Source organism: Micromonospora sp. NPDC005206, assembly GCF_040608175.1.
GTDB lineage: Bacteria > Actinomycetota > Actinomycetes > Mycobacteriales > Micromonosporaceae > Micromonospora.
Genome location: NZ_JBEXHU010000025.1, coordinates 26,774 through 45,356 on the forward strand (window position 1 = coordinate 26,774; position 18,583 = coordinate 45,356).

The following is an 18,583-nucleotide window of genomic DNA, read 5'->3' on the forward strand; positions in this document are numbered from 1 at the left end:
CGCAGGAAGGAACCCCACCGTTGAGAACTTCACGCACGCGTCGGGCCATCGCGGCGGCCGCATGCCTCGCGTTGTCGCTCAGCTCGATCGTGGTCGCCGGTTCGGCGTCGGCCGCTCCCGGCGGATCATCGGGGCGCACCGCCCCGCAGACCCACACTGTCACCCTGATCACTGGTGATGTCGTCACGGTGAACGCGACCGGTGACGCCGGTGACAGCGGAGGGACGATCTCGGTCAACGGACCGGACGGCGGACCCGCCGACGCGAGGATCTTGGAGTCGGCGGGAGACGTGTTCGTCTTTCCGTCCTCGGCGCTGACCTACCTCGGCAAAGGCGTGCTCGACCGGCGGCTCTTCAACGTCACGGACCTGATCGCCGACGGCTACGACGACGCTCACCGCGCCGACCTGCCCCTGATCGTCTCCTACGCCACCCAGTCGGCGGGGTTCCGCGCGAACGCCGCGCCACGGGGATCGGCGCTGGTCCGTCCACTCACGAGTGTCGACGGTGCCGCCATCACCGAGAACCGCGTGCAGGCGCGCGATTTCTGGGCCGCGGTGACGGCAGGCACGCCGTCGTTCTTCGCGGCGGGTGAGGTGGCCCCGGCTTTCGCGAACGGCATCAAGCAGATCTGGCTCGACGGCAAGGTGTACGCGGACCTGGCCGAATCGGTCGCGCAGATCGGCACGCCGGAGGTCTGGGCCGGCGGCGACACCGGGCAGGGCGTCGACGTCGCGGTCCTCGACACGGGTGTCGACGAAGGCCACCCCGATCTGGCGGGACGCATCGTCGAGACCCGCAGCTTCATCGCCGGCGAGGACGTCCAGGACGTCCGCGGCCATGGCACCCACGTCGCTTCCACCATCGCCGGCACGGGCGTCGCGTCCGGCGGCGCCGAGAAGGGTGTCGCCCCCGGCGCTCGCCTGCACATCGGAAAGGTGCTGGCGAACTCCGGCTCCGGCAGCGACTCCCAGGTCCTCGCCGGCATGGAGTGGGCGGCGGTCGAGCAGCACGCCAAGATCATCAACATGAGCCTGGGTACGCAGGAGCCTTCCGACGGTACGGATCCGTTGTCGCAGGCCGTGAACCGGCTCAGCGCGCAGACCGGCGCGCTGTTCGTGATCGCGGCGGGCAACACCTCCGGCCCCGGTACGGTCAGCTCGCCAGGTGGAGCCGACGCGGCCCTCACCGTGGGCGCCGTGGACAGCGGTGACCACCTCGCCGATTTCTCGAGCCAGGGTCCCCGGGTCGGCGACGGTGCGCTCAAGCCGGAGATCACCGCACCCGGCGTCGACATCCTGGCCGCGCGGTCGCAGTACACCGCCGAAGGGGAGGGCTTTTACCAAACGATGAGCGGCACGTCGATGGCCACGCCGCACGTGGTCGGCGCTGCCGCGCTGCTCGCCGCGAAGCACCCCGAACTCACCGGCGCCCAGCTGAAGGACCTGCTGACCAGCACCGCCAAGCAGACTCCCGACTACACCGCGTTCCAGGCCGGCAGCGGCCGCGTGGACGTGGCAACCGCCGCCCGTGCCGGGATCTTCGCTTCGGCCACCGCCTCCGCCGGGCAGAACGAAGCCGGCCCGGTCCGCCGCCCGGTGACGTACACCAACCTCGGTGGCACGCCGACGACGCTCGCACTGTCGGTCGCGGCCTCCGGCGTACCCGAGGGAATGTTCCGGCTCTCGGACGACCGGGTCACCGTGCCCGCGCACGGCACCGTTACGGTCACCGTGACCATCGATCCGTCGGCCGCGCCCGGCGGGTCCAACGGCTTCAGCGCCCAGATCCTGGCCACCGAACCGGACGGCGCGCTCGCCGCGCACACCGCGGTCTCGGTCGGCGCGCCGGCGCACCTGCTGACCATCAACGTCAAGGACGCCGCGGGCAAACCCGCGTCGGCGTTCGTCATCGTGCTCCGGGCGGGCGATCCAAACCCGATACCGGTGCCGGTCGACGGCACGGTGAGCTTCTACACACCGGAGGACCAGTACTCGGCGCTCGGCTACCTGGCCGTGTCCGGGGTCCACGGCCCGAACTCACAGGGGCTGGCGCTGCTCGGCGATCCCGACTTCACGTTCACCCAGGACCGCACGATCACGCTGGACGCCGGCCGCGTCCGGCTGGTCGACGAGACCACCCCGCAGCCCGGCGTCCCCACCTACCTGCGGCTCGAGTACTCGCGGATGGTCCACGAGGACGGCCGCTGGCACGACTTCGTTCTCGCGAACGAAAGCGTCGACAGCCTGTGGATCCAGCCGCAAGGCAAGGTGACGCACGGCGACTTCATCGTCGGTGCGCGGTGGCGCAAGGAACAGCCGGCGCTGACGGTGTCCGCCCGGGGGACCGACAACACCGACGTCCTCCGGCAGCGGGGCGTCACCGCACTGCCTGACGGAACTCGGACCCTGCCGTTGGTCTTCGCGGGTGCGGGGGCGCCGTCGGACTACGCCGGCCTCGGCGCGAGGGGCAAGGCGGTGATCATCCGGCGGTCCGCGTCGGCGACCCCGTCCGCGCTCGCAGAGGCGGCGGCTGACGCGGGCGCCAAGCTGCTGCTGGTGGCCAACGACCGGCCCGGCCGGCAGAGCCTCTACTTCGGGACGGACTCGGGGCAGCCGAGCCCCGTCGACGTCGGGCTCCTCAGCTCCGACGAGGGCGAGAAGCTGATCGCCCAGGCCCGGCAGCGCAACGCGCTGCGCACGGAGTCGCACCCGGCGCCGGCCTACGTCTACGACCTCATGCACACCTGGGACAACGAGTTGCCCAAGAGCATGGTCGTCCGCGCTTCGAGCAAGAACCTCGCGCGCATCGACCAGACGTTCGCCGGCGCCGTCCCCGCTGGTGCGGGCGAGGAGTGGCGGTACGACTTCCCGACGTACTCGGAATGGGGTATCGGGAACTACGTCGCCATGGCCGCCAGCGACCGCCGCACGGACTGGGTCAGCACCGACGGTGCGAACCGGTGGGGCCACGAGGTCTACGACGGCCTCCTGGGCCAGTGGGGCGTCCGCCGGACGTACAAAGCCGGCACCGTGTCGGACGACGAGTGGTTCACGCCCATCCAGCGGCCCTACCTCAACAACAACTACCTCGGGCCGGCGCGTACGGAGAACGAGATGCGGATCGACGTGCCGGGGTACGGCAACGCCGACCACACCGGCGCGATCTCGGACTTTCAGCACGCGAGTCAGACCGTGACCCTCTACCAGGGCGACACCCGGCTGGGCACGTCCAGCAACGGGCTCATCATGTACCCGACGGCACCCAGCGCCGGGCCGCGGCAGTACCGCCTGGTCGTCGCGAACCAGCGCGACGCGTCCGTCAGCCCCTACTCGTCCTCGACCACGACAGCATGGACGTTCACCTCCGCCGCCCCGAAGGTCCCCGGCCAACGGGACCTGCTCCCGCTACTGCAGATCCGCTACGCCGTTGACCCGGACGCCTCCGGATCCGTGCCCCGCGACTCGACGTTCGGCGTCACCGTCGAACAACGCGCCCCTGTCTCAGTCGGCCTGACCGCGGTAACGGTCGCCGGCGGCGGCACCCCTCGCTCGCCCGGCGTCGAGGTCTCCTACGACGACGGCGCCACCTGGACCCGCCTCCGCGACGACCACCGAGGCGCCTACCGCCTGGACGCACCGAAAAAGGCGCACTTCGCCTCCCTCCGGGTAACCGGCACCGATTCCGCCGGTAACTCCGTCACCCAAACAATCCTTCGCGCCCTCGGCCTCCACTAACCCTTATCCCTTGCGGCCCGCCCCAAGGGGCGGGCCGCAAGTACGCGAACCTCAACGTTCTTTCGCGGTCACTTGCCCTGTGGGGTGCCAAATCCAAGGCTGTCTCGCTAACGGTGTTTCCGGCGATCTTGGTTAGTAGGTTTCAGCGGCCGGGAAGCGGTCGCTGAAGGTGATGGCGAAGGCGTTCAATGCGGGTTTCCAGCGCATCGTCCATCGGGTTCTGCCTGCTCCGGTGGGGTCCAGGGACCGGGTCACCAGGTACAGACACTTCAACGCGGCCAGCTCGTTGGGGAAGTGGCCGCGGCCCGCGGTTCCGGATGTTCGATCCGGCCGCGGCCGCGGCGCTGCTCATGGTGCGAGCCGAACCGGGCATTCCGCCTCGTTTGGGAGCGAAAGTGTGTTTAGCTGTTGAAAAGGTGGCGCGCTGCGCCGGGAAGGGATTGGCATGCACGGACGTGAGCTGCGTGGTCTGCTGCATCCGTTCCTCCTGCTCCTGATCTTCGAGCGGCCCGGTCACGGGTACGACCTGATCGACCGGCTCCGGGACCTGGGACTGACCGATGTGGAACCCGGCCATGTCTACCGCGTGCTGCGCGGCCTGGAACGCGACCGGTCGCTGGTCTCCGGGTGGGAGACCGCCGAAGCGGGGCCGGCCCGCCGGTGCTACCAGCTCACCGCCAAGGGCCGCGACGATCTCCGGTCGTGGACCGTCCAGCTGGCGCAGCTCGACCAGGTCATCGGCGCCTGTCTGCGCCGCTCGGCAGGCGCCTTCCAGAGCGCGCATCCCGGCGGCGCTGACCGGTACGTCGCTGCCCGACCCTGAACGGAGGAGCATGGAGTCGTCTGTCCTGCCGGCCGTTGGCCGCGCGTTCGCCCGCCGGGTGGCACCGGCGCAGGCGCTCGCCGGCGACGCGCCGCAGATCGCCCGGGCCTGCTACGAGATGGCCGTACGCTTCCATCGCGGCGGAAAGCTGATCGTCTTCGGCAACGGCGGGCCGGCGACCGACGCCCAGCACATCGTGGTGGAGTTCGTTCACCCGGTCATCGTCGGCAAGCGAGCCCTGCCGGCGATCTCGCTGACCAACGACGCCGCCACCCTCACCGGGATCGCCCGGGCGGAGGGCTTCGACGAGGTGTTCGCGGCTCAGCTGCGCCTGCTCGCCGCCCCGGAGGACATCGCGCTCGGCCTGTCCGCCGATGGCCGGTGCACCAACGTGCGGCGCGGTCTGGTGACGGCCCGCGACCTCGGTCTCCTCACCGTCGGACTCCTCGGTGGCGATGGCGGTGACATCGCTCGGGACGCCATCGCCGACCACGTCGTCGTCGCCCGCTCCGAGGACCCGTGCATCGTCAAGGAGGTGCACGTGACGATCTATCACATCCTGTGGGAGTTGGTGCACGTGTTGTTCGAGCAGCCCGGACTGCTGGAGCCGGAGCTGGTCCGGTGAACCCGCAGCCGGTGACGACGACCCGGGCCATGCCCGAGTGCCACGACGACGTGTGCATCACCTGTTCCGATGCGGCGGTCGCCGTCCGGGTACGGGAGGTGCTGGCCGGCGGCTTGGCGATGGTCGACACGGACGCCGGGCCGGAGGAGGTCAGCGTGGCCCTGGTCGACGCGGGACCGGGCGACGTAGTGCTGGTGCACGCCAAGGAGGCCATCGCCGTCGTGGAGAAGCGGTCGTGAGCGCGAGGAGTGAGCCGGATCTGCGAGCCCCGCAGCCGCGAACTGAGGTGGCCCCGTGAGCGCCGGGGTCGAGGGCGCGATCGGGGCGCTCTACCCGTTCCTGGACACCCGGCCGACCGACGTGGACGCGGTGCTCGCCGAGGTGGCGCAGTCTACCGCGGCGAAGGCGGCGGAGATCGTCGCCCTGCGCGAATCCCTTGTCGCCGAGCACGGGCAGCGGCTGGTCGACTGCGCCCGCCGGTGCTCCGCGGCTTTCCGGGCCGGCGGCACGCTGTTCGCGTTCGGCAACGGCGGCAGCAGCACCGACGCGCAGGACATCACGCAGTTGTTTCTGCACCCACCGGCGGTCGCCCGGCCGTTGCCGGCCATCTCATTGGCCCACGACGTCGCGTTGATCACCGCACTCTCCAACGACGTGGGGTTCGAGGTGGTCTTCGCCCGGCAGCTGGCGGCGTTCGGTCGGGCCGGGGACATCGCGGTGGGGCTGTCCACCAGCGGCGGATCGAACAACGTGCTGCGCGCATTCGAGGAGGCTTCCCGGCGCGGCATGCTCACCATCGGGCTCGCCGGGTACGACGGCGGCCGGATGGCCGAGTCCGAGTTCGTCGACCACCTGTTCGTGGTGCCGTCGGCATCGGTGCACCGGGTCCAGGAGGCGCAGACGACGGTCTACCACGTGCTCTGGGAACTCACCCAGCAGGCGCTGGCCGACGAACTCTGACCGGTCGTCATGGACCTGGCCAGCGTGCGGCGGGTGCACGTCCGCGTCGAGGGCATCGTGCAGGGGGTGGGCTTCCGGCCGTTCGTGCACGCACTCGCCACCGAGTACGACCTGGCCGGCTTCGTCGGCAACGACACCGCGGGCGTCTTCGTGGAGGTCGAAGGGGACGGGGAACGGCTGGCCGCCTTCGTGGCCGACCTCAGCCGGCGGGCGCCGACCCTCGCCGAGGTCGAGCGGCTCACCACCGAGCCGGTCCCGCCGACCGGCCGGCCCGGCTTCGCCATCGTCAGCAGCGTCACCGGCGCCGGCCGGGACGCCCTGATCTCCCCGGACACCGCCACCTGCCCGGACTGCCTCGCCGAGCTGGCCGACCCGGCGGACCGGCGCCATGGCTACCCGTTCACGAACTGCACCAACTGCGGCCCGCGTTTCACGATCGTCGAGGACGTCCCGTACGACCGCCGCACCACCACCATGGCCGGGTTCCCGCTCTGCGTCGAGTGCACCGCCGAGTACGCCGACCCGGCGAACCGCCGCTTCCACGCCGAGCCGGTGTGCTGTCCCGCCTGCGGTCCCGCCCTCCGGTTCGTCACCGCCGACGGCGCCCCGGTCCCCGGTGACCCCCTGAACACCGCCGTACGGTGGCTGCGGGACGGCCGGATCGTCGCGGTCAAGGGCCTCGGCGGCTACCACCTGGCCACGAGAGCCGACGACGATCGGGTCGTCACGGCGCTGCGCGCCCGCAAGCACCGCGAGGAGAAGCCGTTCGCCGTGATGGCCGCCGACCTGCCGACGGCGCGCACCCTGGTCGACGTGGCGCCGGCGGCCGAGGCGGTGCTCACCAGCGCCCGCCGTCCCGTGGTGCTGCTGCCCCGCCGCGCCGACGCCCCGGTCGCCGGGTCGGTGGCGCCGGGCAACCGCGAGCTGGGGGTGCTGCTGTCGTACACGCCGCTGCACCAGCTGCTGCTCGGGCGACTGGGCATGCCGATCGTGTTGACCAGCGGCAACGTCTCCGACGAACCGATCGCGCACCGTGACGACGACGCCCGTCGGCGGCTCGCGCCGATCGCCGACGGATTCCTCGTGCACGACCGGCGGATCCACGTCCGGACCGACGACTCGGTGGTCCGCGTGTTCCGCGGCCGGGAACTGCCGGTACGGCGGTCCCGCGGTTACGTGCCCGCCCCGATCACGCTGCCGTGGCGGTTCGACCGGCCGGTGCTGGCCTGCGGCGCGGAGCTGAAGAACACCTTCTGCGTGGCGAAGGGACGGCGCGCGTTCGTGTCGCACCACATCGGCGACCTGGAGAACTACGAGACGCTGCGGGCGTTCACCGACGGCATCGCGCATTTCACCCGGCTCTTCGACGTCCGGCCGGCGGTCGTCGCCCACGATCTGCATCCCGAGTACCTGTCCACGAAGTACGCCCTGCGGCGCGATGACGTCGAACTGCTCGGCGTCCAGCACCACCACGCCCACATCGCGTCCTGCCTGGCCGACAACGGCGACCCCGGCCCGGTGATCGGCGTCGCCTTCGACGGTCTCGGGTACGGCCCGGACGGCACCCTCTGGGGCGGGGAGTTGTTCGTCGCGGACCTCACCGGGTTCGAGCGGGTCGGTCACCTCGGCGCGCTGCCGATGCCGGGTGGGGCCGCGGCGGTACGCGAGCCGTGGCGGATGGCGGCGGCCTATCTCGACGAGATCTACGGCGACGCCGTACCGGAGCTGCCGGTGCTGCGCCGGCACGAGCGGCAGTGGCCCGCGGTGGTGGCGCTGGCGCGGACCGGGACGAACTCGCCGCGTACCTCCAGCGCCGGCCGGCTCTTCGACGCCGTCTCGGCGCTTCTCGGCCTGCGCGACCGTGTCACGTACGAGGGGCAGGCCGCGATCGCCCTGGAGCAGCGGGCCCACCGTGACGAGCGGGGCGGCTACCCGGTCGAGGCGGGCGGCCCCGTGCCGCTCCTGGAGGCCGGGCGCGGGCTGGTCCGGTGCGTGGTCGACGACCTGCTCGCCGGCGTGGATCCCGGCCGGATCGCCGCGCGCTTCCACCATGGCCTGGCGGACGCCGTGGTCCGGTCGGCAGGAGCCGTCCGGGAGAACACGGGACTGACCACCGTCGCGCTCTCCGGCGGGGTCTTCCAGAACGTGCTGCTGCTCGACCTGGTGGTGAGCGGGCTGGAGCGGGACGGCTTCCGGGTGCTGGTGCACTCGCGGGTGCCACCCAACGACGGTGGCATCTCGCTCGGCCAGGCCGTGTTGGCCGCAGCGCGGGCCGTACCGGCCGGCTGACCTCGCGGCGCGATCAGCGGTGGCCGCGGCGCGCGCCGTGCCCGCCGGCTGGCCCCGCGACCGCCGTCAGCAGATGCGGGGGAGTGGGTCGCCGACCAGCATGTCGACCACCCGGGTGCCCCCGAACGCGGTCCTGAGCAGCACCATTCCGGGCGGGTCGGCGGCGACGCGGCCGATCACCGCCGCACCTTCGCCGAGCGGGTGGCCGCGCAGCGCCGCCAGAGCGGCCTCCGCCTGCGTGCCGTCCACCACGGCCACCAGGCGTCCCTCGCACGCCACGTAGAGCGGGTCGATGCCGAGCAGCTCGCAGGCGCCGGTCACGGCCGGACGCACCGGTACGGACGCCTCGTCGACGACGACGGAGACCTGCGCCGCCTGCGCCACCTCGTTGAGGACGGTCGCCACACCGCCGCGGGTGGCGTCGCGCAGCAGCCGAACCCCGGGAGCCGCGTCCAGCAGAGCGTCCACCAGCCCCGGCAGCGCCGCGGTGTCCGAGGCGAGGTCGGCGGCGATGTCCAGTTCACCGCGGGCGAGCATGATGGTGACTCCGTGGTCGCCGATCGGCCCGGAGACGACGACCGCGTCACCCGGGCGGATGTGCGCGGCGCCCAGGCTCAGCGGCCGCTCCAGCACCCCGACGCCGGCCGTGTTGACGTAGCAGCCGTCGGCCTTGCCCCGCTGCACCACCTTCGTGTCGCCGGTGACGACCTGGACTCCGGCGCGCGCCGCGGCGGCGGCCATGGAGGCGGTGATCCGCCGCAGGTCGGCGACGGGGAAGCCCTCCTCTAGGATGAACCCGGCCGACAGGTACAGCGGCCGGGCGCCGCTGACCGCGAGGTCGTTGACGGTGCCGTTGACCGCGAGGTCGCCGATGTCCCCGCCCGGGAAAAACAGCGGCGACACCACGTACGAGTCGGTGGTGAACGCCAGCCGGCCGGTGCCCACGGAGAGCACGGCGGCGTCTTCGAGCGCCTCCAGCGTCGGGTTGCGGAACGCCTCGACGAACAGCCCTTCGACCAGGCTGTGCGTCGCCTTCCCACCCGCGCCGTGCGCGAGCGTGATCCGGCTCTCCCGGATCTTCGGCGCGCGCTGGCGGGCCCGTTCGATGCGCTTCAGCACCTGCTGCTCCGGCGACAGCCGCCCCGGCTCGCGCTCGGTCGTCGCCTCCGCCTCGGCCACCGGGCGCTCGGCCCACCCGGCAGTGCGTTCGGTCGTCATGCCCGGACCGCCTCCGTCAGCCGCTGCCTCGTGAAGCGGCCGAAGTTGTAGTAGGCGGCGCACGCACCCTCCGAGGAGACCATGCACGTGCCGATGGGGGTCTCCGGCGTGCACGCGGTGCCGAACACCTTGCACTCCCAGGGCTTGAGTACCCCCTTGAGCACCTCGCCGCACTGGCAGGCCTTCGGGTCGGCCACCCGTACCCCGGGCACGTCGAAGATTCGCTCGGCGTCGTACGCCGCGTACTCGTCCCGCATCCGCAGTGCGGAGTGCGAGATGAAGCCGAGGCCGCGCCACTCGAAGTACGGCCGCAGCTGCATGACCTGGCCGATCGCCTCCAGCGCCCGCAGGTTGCCGTCCCAGGGCACCACCCGGGTGTACTGGTTCTCCACCTCGCAGCGCCCCTCGGCGAGCTGTTTGAGCAGCATGAAGACCGACTGCAGGAGATCCAGCGGTTCGAACCCGGCACACACCAGCGGTTTGCCGTAGTCGCGGGTGATGAACTCGTACGGCCGACAGCCGATGACGGTGGAGACGTGCCCGGGTCCGAGGAAGCCGTCGAGCCGCAGGTCGGGTGAGTCGAGGATCGCCTTGATGGCCGGCAGGATAGTGACGTGGTTGCAGAACACCGAGAAGTTATCGATGCCGTCGGCGGCCGCCCGCAGCACGGTCATCGCGGTCGACGGCGAGGTAGTCTCGAACCCGATCGCCATGAAGACCACCCTGCGGTCCGGGTTGGTCCGGGCGATCTTCAGGGCGTCCAGCGGCGAGTACACCATCCGGATGTCCGCACCGGCCGCCTTGGCGTCCAGGAACGAGCCGTTCCCGCCCGGGACCCGCATCATGTCGCCGAACGCGGTCAGGATGACGCCCGGCTCGTTGGCGATGGCGATGGCGTCGTCCACCCGGCCCATCGGGATGACGCAGACCGGGCAGCCCGGCCCGTGCACGAGTGAGACGTTCTCCGGCAGGTAGTCCTCGATCCCGTGCTTGTAGATGGTGTGCGTGTGCCCGCCGCAGACCTCCATGAACTTGTACTGCCGTCCCGGCTCGCACAGCGCGGCGATCTGGGTGGCCAACGCCTGGGCCTTGTCCGCGTCGCGGTACTCGTCGACGAAACGCATCTGGTCGCCCCCTCTAGGTGATGTCAGATTCGGCGAGCGCCTGCAGCTCGTCGGTGTACGCCTGCCCGAGGCCGGTCAGCAGCGCCAACGTGGCGGCCGCCTCGGCTTCGTCGATCTTCGACATGGCGAACCCGACGTGGACCAGCACCCAGTCCCCGACGCCGATCCGGTCCGCTCCGAGCAGGCCGATGTTGACCGCCCGCCGGACGCCCACGACGTCCACGACGGCCAGGTCGTCGTGACCGGCCTTGATCTCGACGATCTCGCCTGGGATCCCAAGACACATCGATTTGCTGGTCCTCTCCGGTCACATCTTCTCGATCTTGATGTAGCGCCGCAGTGCGGGAAGTTCCTTCCAGAACACCCCGACCACGGCGACGCCGGCCAGCAGCGCCAACAGCTTCCGCACAGCTCACCTCCTTCGGACCCGCGCCGGACTCAGCCGGGCGGCAGGTTCGGCATGATCGGCAGGATCGGGCCGTGCTTCTCGGGCCGGATGCCGGTCGAGCGGCGGCCGTCCACCGTCCCGTCCGCGTTGTGGCCCGCCTGCTTCTTTCTCCGCGAGTTGCCCTCCTCGACGCCCTTGGTGTGCGCCGGCGCGTCGAGTTCGATATCGGGATTGCCCACCCGGATCTCGCCCATTACCGCCCCCTCCATCAGTTGTCGCCGGACGGCCCACCGTGCCGCCGCCCGAGATCGTCGAAGAACCCCGCGATTTCCCGCCACACCGCGCTTCCCCCGGACATGCCCGTCCAGTGCCGGCGGATGAGCGCCACGAGCCGGAAGCAGTCGTCGACCGGCACCACCCACTGCTGGCCGCCGCCGCGCGGCGTGCCCGTCCACACCAGGAACGCCTCGACCCGTGGCGCGAGTTCGGCCAGCGCGGGTGATCGTGCCTCGATGGCCCGCCAGGCGCCGGCATCGATCTCCGACTCGGTCGTGCCGAGCGGGCTCGGGAAGTGCCCGAGCACCCGGCCGTCCCGCTGCTTCACGAAGAACACCAGGCCGACGGGCACGCCGAGCTCGTCGGCGGACAGCCGGGTCAACCGTCTGCCCTCGGTGGGGACGAGCTGGTACCGGCCGCCGCCGGCCGCCTCGCGGTCGAACAGCAGGGAGCACGGCGTGCAGGAGCACATCAGCTCCCCGTCCTGCTCGTCCCAGACGTGCCGGTGCTCGGGGCCGACCGGCTCGGCGCACATGCCGCAGCGCTCGACCGCGGCCGCGCGCTCCCCGGCGCGGCGGATCGCCCGCTGCAGCGCGCTTGCCGTCATGCCGGGCCACCCAGCGCCACCGGCCCCGCAACGCGCCCCGCCTCGCGCATCGTCGCCACCTCGGGCCGGTCCGGCCGTTGCCACAGACTGGTGACCGGGATCAGCGGCGGAGCCGGCGCGGGTGCTACCACGTCGACGGCGGACAGCTCCGGCGCGAACGTCAGCACCTGCTGCTGCACCAGGTCCCGCAGGACGGTGCCGCCACCGCCGCACGACTTCGCGGACAGGCTGATCCGCGCCACCTCGTCCTGGACACCGATCAGCGCGATCTCGGCACCCTGCGCCTGCAGCTGCGGCCGAAGGTCGTCCACCGCACGGGCCACCCGCCGGTCCAGCGGATCCGGATGGACGCGGTGCAACAGCAGCAGGTGCCGCAGCAGCTCGTCGCCGGTCAGCCGGTCGAGCGCGCGAGGGTCGTCGGCGGCGAGGTCGGTGACCCGGGCCAGCGCCTCGCCGTACACCTCGGTCAGCACCTCGACGGCGTTCAGCGCCAGCTCGGCGGTGCGGCCGGGGGTCTGCTCGAGCTGGGCGAGCACGGCGTCCAGGCGGGCCAGCCGCGGCTCGACGGCGGCGTCGTCGAGCCGCGGGACGTCCGGCGGCTCAGCCATGCGACGCGCCGAACATCGGCGAGTGGATCTTCTTGAGGGTCTGGCCGCCGCCGACGTACATGTGCACCCCGCACGGCAGGCAGGGATCGAAGCTGCGCACCGCCCGCATGATGTCGACGCCCTTGAAGTTGTCCGGGCCGTTCTCCTCGAAGATGGGCGTGTTCTGGATCGCGTCCTCGTAAGGCCCGGGGGTGCCGTAGCTGTCGCGGGGACTGCCGTTCCACGGTGTCGGCGGGTACGGTTGGTAGTTGGCGATCTTGCGGTCGCGGATCACGATGTGGTGCGACAGGATGCCCCGGACGGCCTCGTGGAAGCCGCAGCCGATGGCCTCGTCCGGCACCTCGAACTCGGCGAAGACCCGCATGTCGCCGGCGCGCATCCGCTCCATTGCCCGCTCCAGGAAGTACAGCGACATCGCCGCGGCGTACGCGATGAAGTAGGCCCGCGAGCGGTTCCGCTCCAGGGCGTTCGACCATTTCGGGATTTTCCACTCCAGCGTCATCTCGGGCAGCTGCTGGCTCTTCGGCAGCGAGATCAGCACGCTGTTCCCTGTCGACTTGACGTACGGGGTGTCGACCATCTTCGCCAGCGCCGTGGTGTACAGCCGGGCGAAGCAACCGCCGCCGGTGTCCAGGGCGAGGTGCTCCCCGCTGCTCTTGTCGAACCAGCGGGGGCTCATCACCCAGCTGTACTTGTCGCTGAAGTCGCGCTTGCCGGGATCCGGGAGGGTGGTCTGGTTCCAGGGGTGGCGGATGTCGACCGGGTTGCCGAGCGGGTCGTACTTGACGAACGGATCCTCCTGGCCCGCCCAGTCCTTGTAGTAGGAGCTGCCGAGCAGGATCCGAATGCCGAGGTTGATGTCGACCAGGTCCGTGGTGAGCAGCTTGCCGTCGACGACGATGCCGGGCGTGACGTGCATGGCTCGTCCCCAGTTCGTCATGGTCTCGTAGCGGTAGTCGACGACGTCGGGGTTCTGGAACGAGCCCCCGCAGCCGAGCAGGACTCGGCGGCGGCCGACCTCCTCGTAGCCCGGCAGCGCCTCGTACCAGAAGTCGAAGATGTCGTCGTTCATGGCGACGGCCTTCTTGACGAAGTCCAGGATGCTGATCAGCCGGCTCAGGTAGTCGGTGAACAGCGACGGCTGGGGCATCGTGCCGACGCCGCCGGGATAGACCGTCGACGGGTGGACGTGCCGGCCCTCCATGAGGCAGAACATCTCCCGGGTCGTCCGGCTGACCTTAAGCGCTTCCTTGTAGACCTCGCCTTCGAACGGGTTGTAGGCCCGCATGATGTCGGCGATCGTCCGGTAGCCGTGGATGTCCCGGCCCGGTGCCGCGGTCTTTTCGGCCAGGGCGAGCACGCTCGGGTTGGTCTGCTTGACCATCGCCTCGCAGAAGTCGACGAAGACGAGATTGTCCTGGAAGAGGGTGTGGTCGAACATGTACTCGGCGGCCTCGCCGAGATTGATGATCCACTCGGCCAGCGGCGGGGTTTTGATGCCGTACGCCATGTTCTGCGCGTACACCGAGCAGGTCGTGTGGTTGTCGCCGCAGATGCCGCAGATCCGGCTGGTGATGAAGCCGGCGTCCCGCGGATCCTTCCCCTTCATGAACACCGAGTAGCCGCGGAACAGCGACGACGTGGTGTGGCATTCGGCGACCACGCGGTTCGCGAAGTCGATCTTCGTGTAGACGCCGAGGTTGCCGATGATCCGGGTGATCGGATCCCACGCCATCTCCACCAGTTCGCCGGGTTTCTGGCCAACGGCCGGCTTCGGTTCCGTCGCGGTCACGACTTGTTCCTTTCCATTGCCGCCTGTCGACGGGGATCTGCCGGAGCGTACGGGCGCCACCGGGGGTTGTAGCCGCTGGTGAGTTCCGGACCGTTGTGGTGCCACTTCGGTTCCTTGTTGGCGGTCGCGTTGGTGATGCTGCGCAGGCGGCGGATCAGGGCGCCGTACGGCTTGATCATCAGCGTGGAAAGGCTGCCACCGGGAGGCATGTCCATGAACGGCATGAACTTGTCGGGGAAGCCCGGCATGGTGCAGCCGATGCAGATGCCGCCGACGTTGGGGCAGCCACCCACGCCGCCCATCCAGCCGCGCTTCGGGACGTTGCAGTTGATGACCGGTCCCCAGCAGCCGATCTTCACCTGGCACTTGGGCGAGTTGTAGTCCTTGGCGAAGTCGGCCTGCTCGTAGTAGGCGGCCCGGTCGCAGCCCTCGTGCACGGTCTTGCCGAACAGCCACTGCGGCCGCAGCATGTGGTCCAGCGGCGGGGGTGGGGCCGAGCCAGCGGCGTGGTAGAGCACCCAGGTCAGGGTCTCCATGAAGTTCTCCGGCTGGATCGGGCAGCCGGGCACGTTGACGATCGGCAAACCGCCCTGCGACCGGAAGTCCCACCCGAGATAGTCGGCCAGGCCCATGCACCCCGTCGGGTTGCCCGCCATGGCGTGGATGCCGCCGTACGTCGCGCACGTGCCGGCCGCGACCACCGCCCACGCCTTCGGCGCCAGCTGGTCGAGCCACCAGTTCAAGGTCAGCGGCTCACCGGTGCGCTCGTCATTGCCGAACGAGGTCCAGTACCCGTCGCCGTTGATGTTCTCGTTCGGGATCGAGCCCTCGATCACGAGGATGAACGGCTCGCGCATCTCCCCACGGGCCGCCTTCCGGTATGGCGCCAGGAACTCCTCGCCGCCGGCGGTCGGCGACAACACCTTGTTGTGCAGGTTGACCTTCGGCAGACCGGGAACGAGCCCGAGAACGACGTCCTCGATCGCCGGCTGAGCGGAGGCCGTCATCGACACGGAGTCGCCGTCACAACTCATGCCCTCGGAGATCCAGAGGATGGTGACCTCGTCGAACCCGTTCTCCTGCGGTATCACCGCGGTGTCGCGTACGCCCTGTGTCATGTGCGTGGCCTCCCTTGGATCCGATCCCGCAGCCGGTCGTAGATGGCCGCCACCGGCACCGCGAGGGCCAGCGCCGGCGGCTTGTCCGGCGCGTGCGGGTGCGGGCGCGTCGGGGCCCGCTGCTTGCCGTGGTCAATCTCCTGGCCCAGCTCGCGGAGGGCCTGCTCGTCGGCCCGGACGCTCAGCTGCGGCATGAGCTCGTTCTCGTCGTCCTGCACATGCCGTGCGACGGCGGACGCCAGCCGCTCCATCAGCTCGTCCTGCGCGTGATCGCCGGTCCGGCAGCGGTCCAGCTCGAGGAGCAACTCCTTGATCGGCCGGTGCCCGGAGAGGTGCCGGTCGACCTGGCCGTCAGCCAGGACCTTCGCGGCGAACGGGTAGAAGAGAACTTCCTCGAGTGCGGCGTGCTTCGACAGCTCGCGAATGAGGATCTCCACGACGCCGCGGCGCTGCGCGTCCGATTCCGCTGCCTGATAGTCCCGAAACAGCTGTTCCACCACGCGGTGGTCGTGCCGGAGCAACTCCGTAGCGTCCATCAGACCGCCCCCCGTCCGGCGCTGTCCACCGTGATCGATTCCAGTACGACGTCGTCGCTGCCGGTGACGTCGATGTCGACGCCCCCGCACTGCGGGCAGGACACCATCGCGAGGTGGTCGTCGACCGGCCCGCTGCGGCCGCAGCCGTGGCAGGCCACCGTCATCGGTTCGAGCACCAGGTCGACGGCGGTGTCCGCGGCGACCGTGCCGGCCGCGGCCAGCTGGATGCCCTGCGTGACGACGTCGCGGTCGACCGGATGGCCACCGATCCGCACCCGCAGCCCGGTGACCCGGCGGCCGGCGGCCCGCCGTACCGCCGCCGCCACGATCGCCTCGGACAGACCTGTTTCATGCATGCGTGCTCACCCCCCGTTCGCTGCCGTCTGCGGGCGTGCCTGGTGCCGGCCCGTCGCCGCGCCCCAGCCGCGCGGCTTCCTCCCGTACGATCCCCGTCACCGTCCGGACCGCCTCGTCGAGCGCGGCGGCCACCGGAGCCGACAGCCCCATGCGCTCGTCGAGGACCGCGGGACGGCAACCCACCACGAGGACCCGGTCGACGCTCCCGCCCAGGCCGCGCAGCAGATGCAGCACCGACTCGGGATCCATGCCGTGCGCGTCGGCGGCCGGCGCGTCCAGCACGTCGGCCGGCCGTAGCGTCCAGCCCGGATCGTCGAGGTCCACCTGGAGTACGGCCAACGTCCCGGGCGGTTCGTCCAGCGGCAACGCGTCCACCAGGACCAGCACGTCGTGGCGGCCGTCCAGCAAATCGTAGGCCAGGTGTATCCCCCGGATGCCGTAATCGGACACATCCACCCCCGGTGGGAGGACCACGTCCCGCAGCCGCCGGACGACCTCGACGCCGAACGCGTCGTCGCCGAGGAAGATGTTGCCGATGCCGGCGACCAGGATCCGCCCGCCGTCGGGGCTGCTCACGGCGCCGCTCACGGGGTCGCCACCTCTCCGGTCAACGGCTCGACCTCCTCGGGACGGAAGTGACGCAGCCGCCCGTACCACTGGTGCAGCTCCGCGCCCGGGTCGTCGTCCACCGTCACGGCCAGGAATCGTGACCCGTCCACGTCGAGCAGCACCTGCTCCACACGGGCGGTACGGCCCTCCAGGAACATGTCGTGGGCGTCCGTACCCCGCCGGCGGGGCCGTAACCGGACCCGGCTGCCCCGCGCCAGCAGAGCGCCCGCGACCAGCACCGTCTCGGTCTCCGGCGCGATCCCGTCATCGGCGCCGGGCTCCCACCATGGCCGTTCCGGGTCGGGGGCGGCATCGCCACCCCGGCGTACGGGCGCCAGGGCCCGGAAGGCGCCGTGCAACCGTTCGAACACCGCGGGCGGCATGGCCTCGACCCGGTCGACGATCGCGGCGGCCCGGGGATCGGTGGCCCGCGCCTCCCGCTTCTCGGCGTCGGAGAGCGTGAGCGTCCGCAACGAGAGGATCTCGTCGATCTCGGCCGCGTCGTGCAAGTCACCCGGGCTCTCCGGCGCGATCTGCGGGTGGTCGTAGAGGATGATGGGCGACGAGAGCAGCACGTCGGCGCTGCCAGGTTCGCCTGCGAGCACCGGGAACGTGTGCACGTTGCGGCACTCCCGGGCTGCGCACGCCGCCCACTCCGGCGGGTCGAGCAGGGACAGGAACCGCCCCCGGCTGACCGTGGCCAGCGTGTGGGCCGCCAGCAGGCAGTGGCGCAACGCCTCGTCCCGCGGGCTGTCCGGCGGGATGGTCCCGTCCGTGTTCTCGACGCGTATCGCGAGCCGCAGCAGGGGGAACGGCGCTTCGGCCGGGGCGGCGGAGACGGTGACCGACGCGGACAACGGCCAGCGCCGGCGCACCACCCGCCCGACCGGCTCGCTCCGGCCGTCGACCAGCGGCTCGACGTCGTCCCCACCCGGTAGCCGGACGTCCAGCCGGCGGCCCCGCCGCAGGTCACCCACCGACGCCTCGATGTCGAACTCCCGCGGCACCGCCTCGTCGAAGCTGAGCTCCGTGCGGCCACCGGCCTCGATCCGGTCGACCGGCCGGTACCCGCCGGCCGTCCGCTGCTCGGTCAGCTTGCGTTGCAGGTGCAGGAACCGCAGCCGGATTCGGACGTTCGCCGGGTCTGGCGCTTCCAGCAGGCACTCGGTCTGCTGCCACGGCGACTCCGCGGAGCCGGCCACGCCGCTGTCGACCAGGCCGTGCGCCGCCGCCCAGGTCGGGGGCACCAGGACCCCGAACTGCCAGCGGACCCGGTTCTTTCCCGATGAGCGCCGATAGGGATAGAGCAGGTAGCCCTCGTACAGGATCGCGTCCGCGACCGCCTCGGCGCGGTCGATCCGGGAACTGGGGCGATCGGTCGGCACGGTACTCAACCCCCTTCAGGGCCTGCTCGGAACCCGCTGCGGCAAGCGGTCACACTGGTCTAACCCGTCCCACCAGGCGGCCGTAAGTGCGTGCCGCCGGTACGTGCCGAGCGCACTCACCGGACCAGGTG

18 protein-coding genes and 1 pseudogene are annotated in these 18,583 nt (G+C 71.0%); 6 read left to right on the forward strand and 13 right to left on the reverse strand.

Annotation, left to right across the window (positions count from 1 at the left end; all coding sequences use genetic code 11):
* The first annotated feature begins 20 nt into the window (after positions 1 to 20).
* Positions 21 to 3,737 (forward strand): S8 family serine peptidase, encoded by a 3,717-nt coding sequence (locus tag ABZU69_RS30895; protein WP_354967837.1) that lies wholly within the window; start codon positions 21 to 23, stop codon positions 3,735 to 3,737.
* A gap of 132 nt (positions 3,738 to 3,869) precedes the next feature.
* On the opposite strand, the pseudogene ABZU69_RS30900 reads toward ABZU69_RS30895, so the two are convergent.
* A pseudogene (locus tag ABZU69_RS30900) lies at positions 3,870 to 4,040 on the reverse strand (IS256 family transposase); the annotation flags it as partial.
* A 142-nt stretch (positions 4,041 to 4,182) separates the two neighbouring features.
* Between ABZU69_RS30900 and ABZU69_RS30905 the strand changes: the two are divergent.
* Genes ABZU69_RS30905 through hypF form a run of 5 tightly spaced genes read left to right on the forward strand, consistent with a single transcriptional unit; the run spans position 4,183 to position 8,434 of the window.
* Complete coding sequence (locus tag ABZU69_RS30905) at positions 4,183 to 4,560, forward strand: helix-turn-helix transcriptional regulator (RefSeq protein ID WP_354967838.1); 378 nt, start codon at positions 4,183 to 4,185, stop codon at positions 4,558 to 4,560.
* Positions 4,561 to 4,570: 10 nt separating this feature from the next.
* Entirely contained in the window at positions 4,571 to 5,185 is a 615-nt protein-coding gene (locus ABZU69_RS30910) for an SIS domain-containing protein (protein ID WP_354967839.1), read from the forward strand.
* A complete protein-coding gene (locus ABZU69_RS30915; RefSeq protein ID WP_354967840.1) occupies positions 5,182 to 5,424 on the forward strand; it encodes a HypC/HybG/HupF family hydrogenase formation chaperone in 243 nt (80 codons plus the stop codon). The genes ABZU69_RS30910 and ABZU69_RS30915 overlap by 4 nt, the downstream gene beginning before the upstream one ends.
* 55 nt (positions 5,425 to 5,479) lie before the next feature.
* Positions 5,480 to 6,145: an SIS domain-containing protein gene (locus tag ABZU69_RS30920; RefSeq protein ID WP_354967841.1), complete on the forward strand. Its 666-nt coding sequence runs from the start codon at positions 5,480 to 5,482 to the stop codon at positions 6,143 to 6,145.
* A 9-nt stretch (positions 6,146 to 6,154) separates the two neighbouring features.
* Positions 6,155 to 8,434, forward strand: coding sequence for a carbamoyltransferase HypF (gene hypF, locus ABZU69_RS30925; RefSeq protein ID WP_354967842.1), 2,280 nt, complete (start codon positions 6,155 to 6,157; stop codon positions 8,432 to 8,434).
* A 66-nt stretch (positions 8,435 to 8,500) separates the two neighbouring features.
* Here hypF and hypE read toward each other — a convergent pair whose 3' ends face one another.
* The 12 genes from hypE to ABZU69_RS30985 form a co-directional block, all read right to left on the reverse strand.
* Positions 8,501 to 9,652, reverse strand: a complete 1,152-nt coding sequence (gene hypE / locus ABZU69_RS30930) for a hydrogenase expression/formation protein HypE (protein ID WP_354967843.1) — start codon at positions 9,650 to 9,652, stop codon at positions 8,501 to 8,503.
* Complete coding sequence (gene hypD / locus ABZU69_RS30935; protein ID WP_354967844.1) at positions 9,649 to 10,776, reverse strand: hydrogenase formation protein HypD; 1,128 nt, start codon at positions 10,774 to 10,776, stop codon at positions 9,649 to 9,651. Before hypD ends, hypE begins: the two co-directional genes overlap by 4 nt.
* A 13-nt stretch (positions 10,777 to 10,789) precedes the next feature.
* Complete coding sequence (locus tag ABZU69_RS30940) at positions 10,790 to 11,062, reverse strand: HypC/HybG/HupF family hydrogenase formation chaperone (RefSeq protein WP_354967845.1); 273 nt, start codon at positions 11,060 to 11,062, stop codon at positions 10,790 to 10,792.
* 152 nt (positions 11,063 to 11,214) lie between these two features.
* Entirely contained in the window at positions 11,215 to 11,418 is a 204-nt protein-coding gene (locus ABZU69_RS30945; RefSeq protein ID WP_354967846.1) for a hypothetical protein, read from the reverse strand.
* Positions 11,419 to 11,432: 14 nt separating this feature from the next.
* Positions 11,433 to 12,047 (reverse strand): DUF5947 family protein, encoded by a 615-nt coding sequence (locus tag ABZU69_RS30950; RefSeq protein ID WP_354967847.1) that lies wholly within the window; start codon positions 12,045 to 12,047, stop codon positions 11,433 to 11,435.
* Positions 12,044 to 12,655, reverse strand: a complete 612-nt coding sequence (locus tag ABZU69_RS30955; protein WP_354967848.1) for a hypothetical protein — start codon at positions 12,653 to 12,655, stop codon at positions 12,044 to 12,046. The genes ABZU69_RS30950 and ABZU69_RS30955 overlap by 4 nt, the downstream gene beginning before the upstream one ends.
* Positions 12,648 to 14,447: a nickel-dependent hydrogenase large subunit gene (locus ABZU69_RS30960; protein ID WP_354967849.1), complete on the reverse strand. Its 1,800-nt coding sequence runs from the start codon at positions 14,445 to 14,447 to the stop codon at positions 12,648 to 12,650. The genes ABZU69_RS30955 and ABZU69_RS30960 overlap by 8 nt, the downstream gene beginning before the upstream one ends.
* A complete protein-coding gene (locus ABZU69_RS30965; RefSeq protein WP_354967850.1) occupies positions 14,444 to 15,565 on the reverse strand; it encodes a hydrogenase expression protein HypE in 1,122 nt (373 codons plus the stop codon). Before ABZU69_RS30965 ends, ABZU69_RS30960 begins: the two co-directional genes overlap by 4 nt.
* Positions 15,562 to 16,101 (reverse strand): hemerythrin domain-containing protein, encoded by a 540-nt coding sequence (locus ABZU69_RS30970; RefSeq protein ID WP_354967851.1) that lies wholly within the window; start codon positions 16,099 to 16,101, stop codon positions 15,562 to 15,564. The genes ABZU69_RS30965 and ABZU69_RS30970 overlap by 4 nt, the downstream gene beginning before the upstream one ends.
* Positions 16,101 to 16,457, reverse strand: coding sequence for a hydrogenase maturation nickel metallochaperone HypA (locus ABZU69_RS30975; protein WP_354967852.1), 357 nt, complete (start codon positions 16,455 to 16,457; stop codon positions 16,101 to 16,103). Before ABZU69_RS30975 ends, ABZU69_RS30970 begins: the two co-directional genes overlap by 1 nt.
* Complete coding sequence (locus ABZU69_RS30980; RefSeq protein ID WP_354967853.1) at positions 16,450 to 17,046, reverse strand: hydrogenase maturation protease; 597 nt, start codon at positions 17,044 to 17,046, stop codon at positions 16,450 to 16,452. Before ABZU69_RS30980 ends, ABZU69_RS30975 begins: the two co-directional genes overlap by 8 nt.
* A complete protein-coding gene (locus ABZU69_RS30985) occupies positions 17,043 to 18,452 on the reverse strand; it encodes a hypothetical protein (RefSeq protein WP_354967854.1) in 1,410 nt (469 codons plus the stop codon). The genes ABZU69_RS30980 and ABZU69_RS30985 overlap by 4 nt, the downstream gene beginning before the upstream one ends.
* Between the last annotated feature and the right edge of the window lie 131 nt (positions 18,453 to 18,583).

Excerpts from the sequence above, each read along its gene's own strand:
- ABZU69_RS30955 (WP_354967848.1), bottom strand. The coding sequence starts at position 12,655 with ATGGCTGAGCCGCCGGACGTCCCGCGGCTCGACGACGCCGCCGTCGAG.
- ABZU69_RS30905 (WP_354967838.1), top strand. The coding sequence starts at position 4,183 with ATGCACGGACGTGAGCTGCGTGGTCTGCTGCATCCGTTCCTCCTGCTC.
- ABZU69_RS30970 (WP_354967851.1), bottom strand. The coding sequence starts at position 16,101 with ATGGACGCTACGGAGTTGCTCCGGCACGACCACCGCGTGGTGGAACAG.
- ABZU69_RS30975 (WP_354967852.1), bottom strand. The coding sequence starts at position 16,457 with ATGCATGAAACAGGTCTGTCCGAGGCGATCGTGGCGGCGGCGGTACGG.
- ABZU69_RS30950 (WP_354967847.1), bottom strand. The coding sequence starts at position 12,047 with ATGACGGCAAGCGCGCTGCAGCGGGCGATCCGCCGCGCCGGGGAGCGC.
- ABZU69_RS30965 (WP_354967850.1), bottom strand. The coding sequence starts at position 15,565 with ATGACACAGGGCGTACGCGACACCGCGGTGATACCGCAGGAGAACGGG.
- ABZU69_RS30910 (WP_354967839.1), top strand. The coding sequence starts at position 4,571 with ATGGAGTCGTCTGTCCTGCCGGCCGTTGGCCGCGCGTTCGCCCGCCGG.
- ABZU69_RS30940 (WP_354967845.1), bottom strand. The coding sequence starts at position 11,062 with ATGTGTCTTGGGATCCCAGGCGAGATCGTCGAGATCAAGGCCGGTCAC.
- ABZU69_RS30945 (WP_354967846.1), bottom strand. The coding sequence starts at position 11,418 with ATGGGCGAGATCCGGGTGGGCAATCCCGATATCGAACTCGACGCGCCG.
- hypF (WP_354967842.1), top strand. The coding sequence starts at position 6,155 with ATGGACCTGGCCAGCGTGCGGCGGGTGCACGTCCGCGTCGAGGGCATC.
- hypD (WP_354967844.1), bottom strand. The coding sequence starts at position 10,776 with ATGCGTTTCGTCGACGAGTACCGCGACGCGGACAAGGCCCAGGCGTTG.
- hypE (WP_354967843.1), bottom strand. The coding sequence starts at position 9,652 with ATGACGACCGAACGCACTGCCGGGTGGGCCGAGCGCCCGGTGGCCGAG.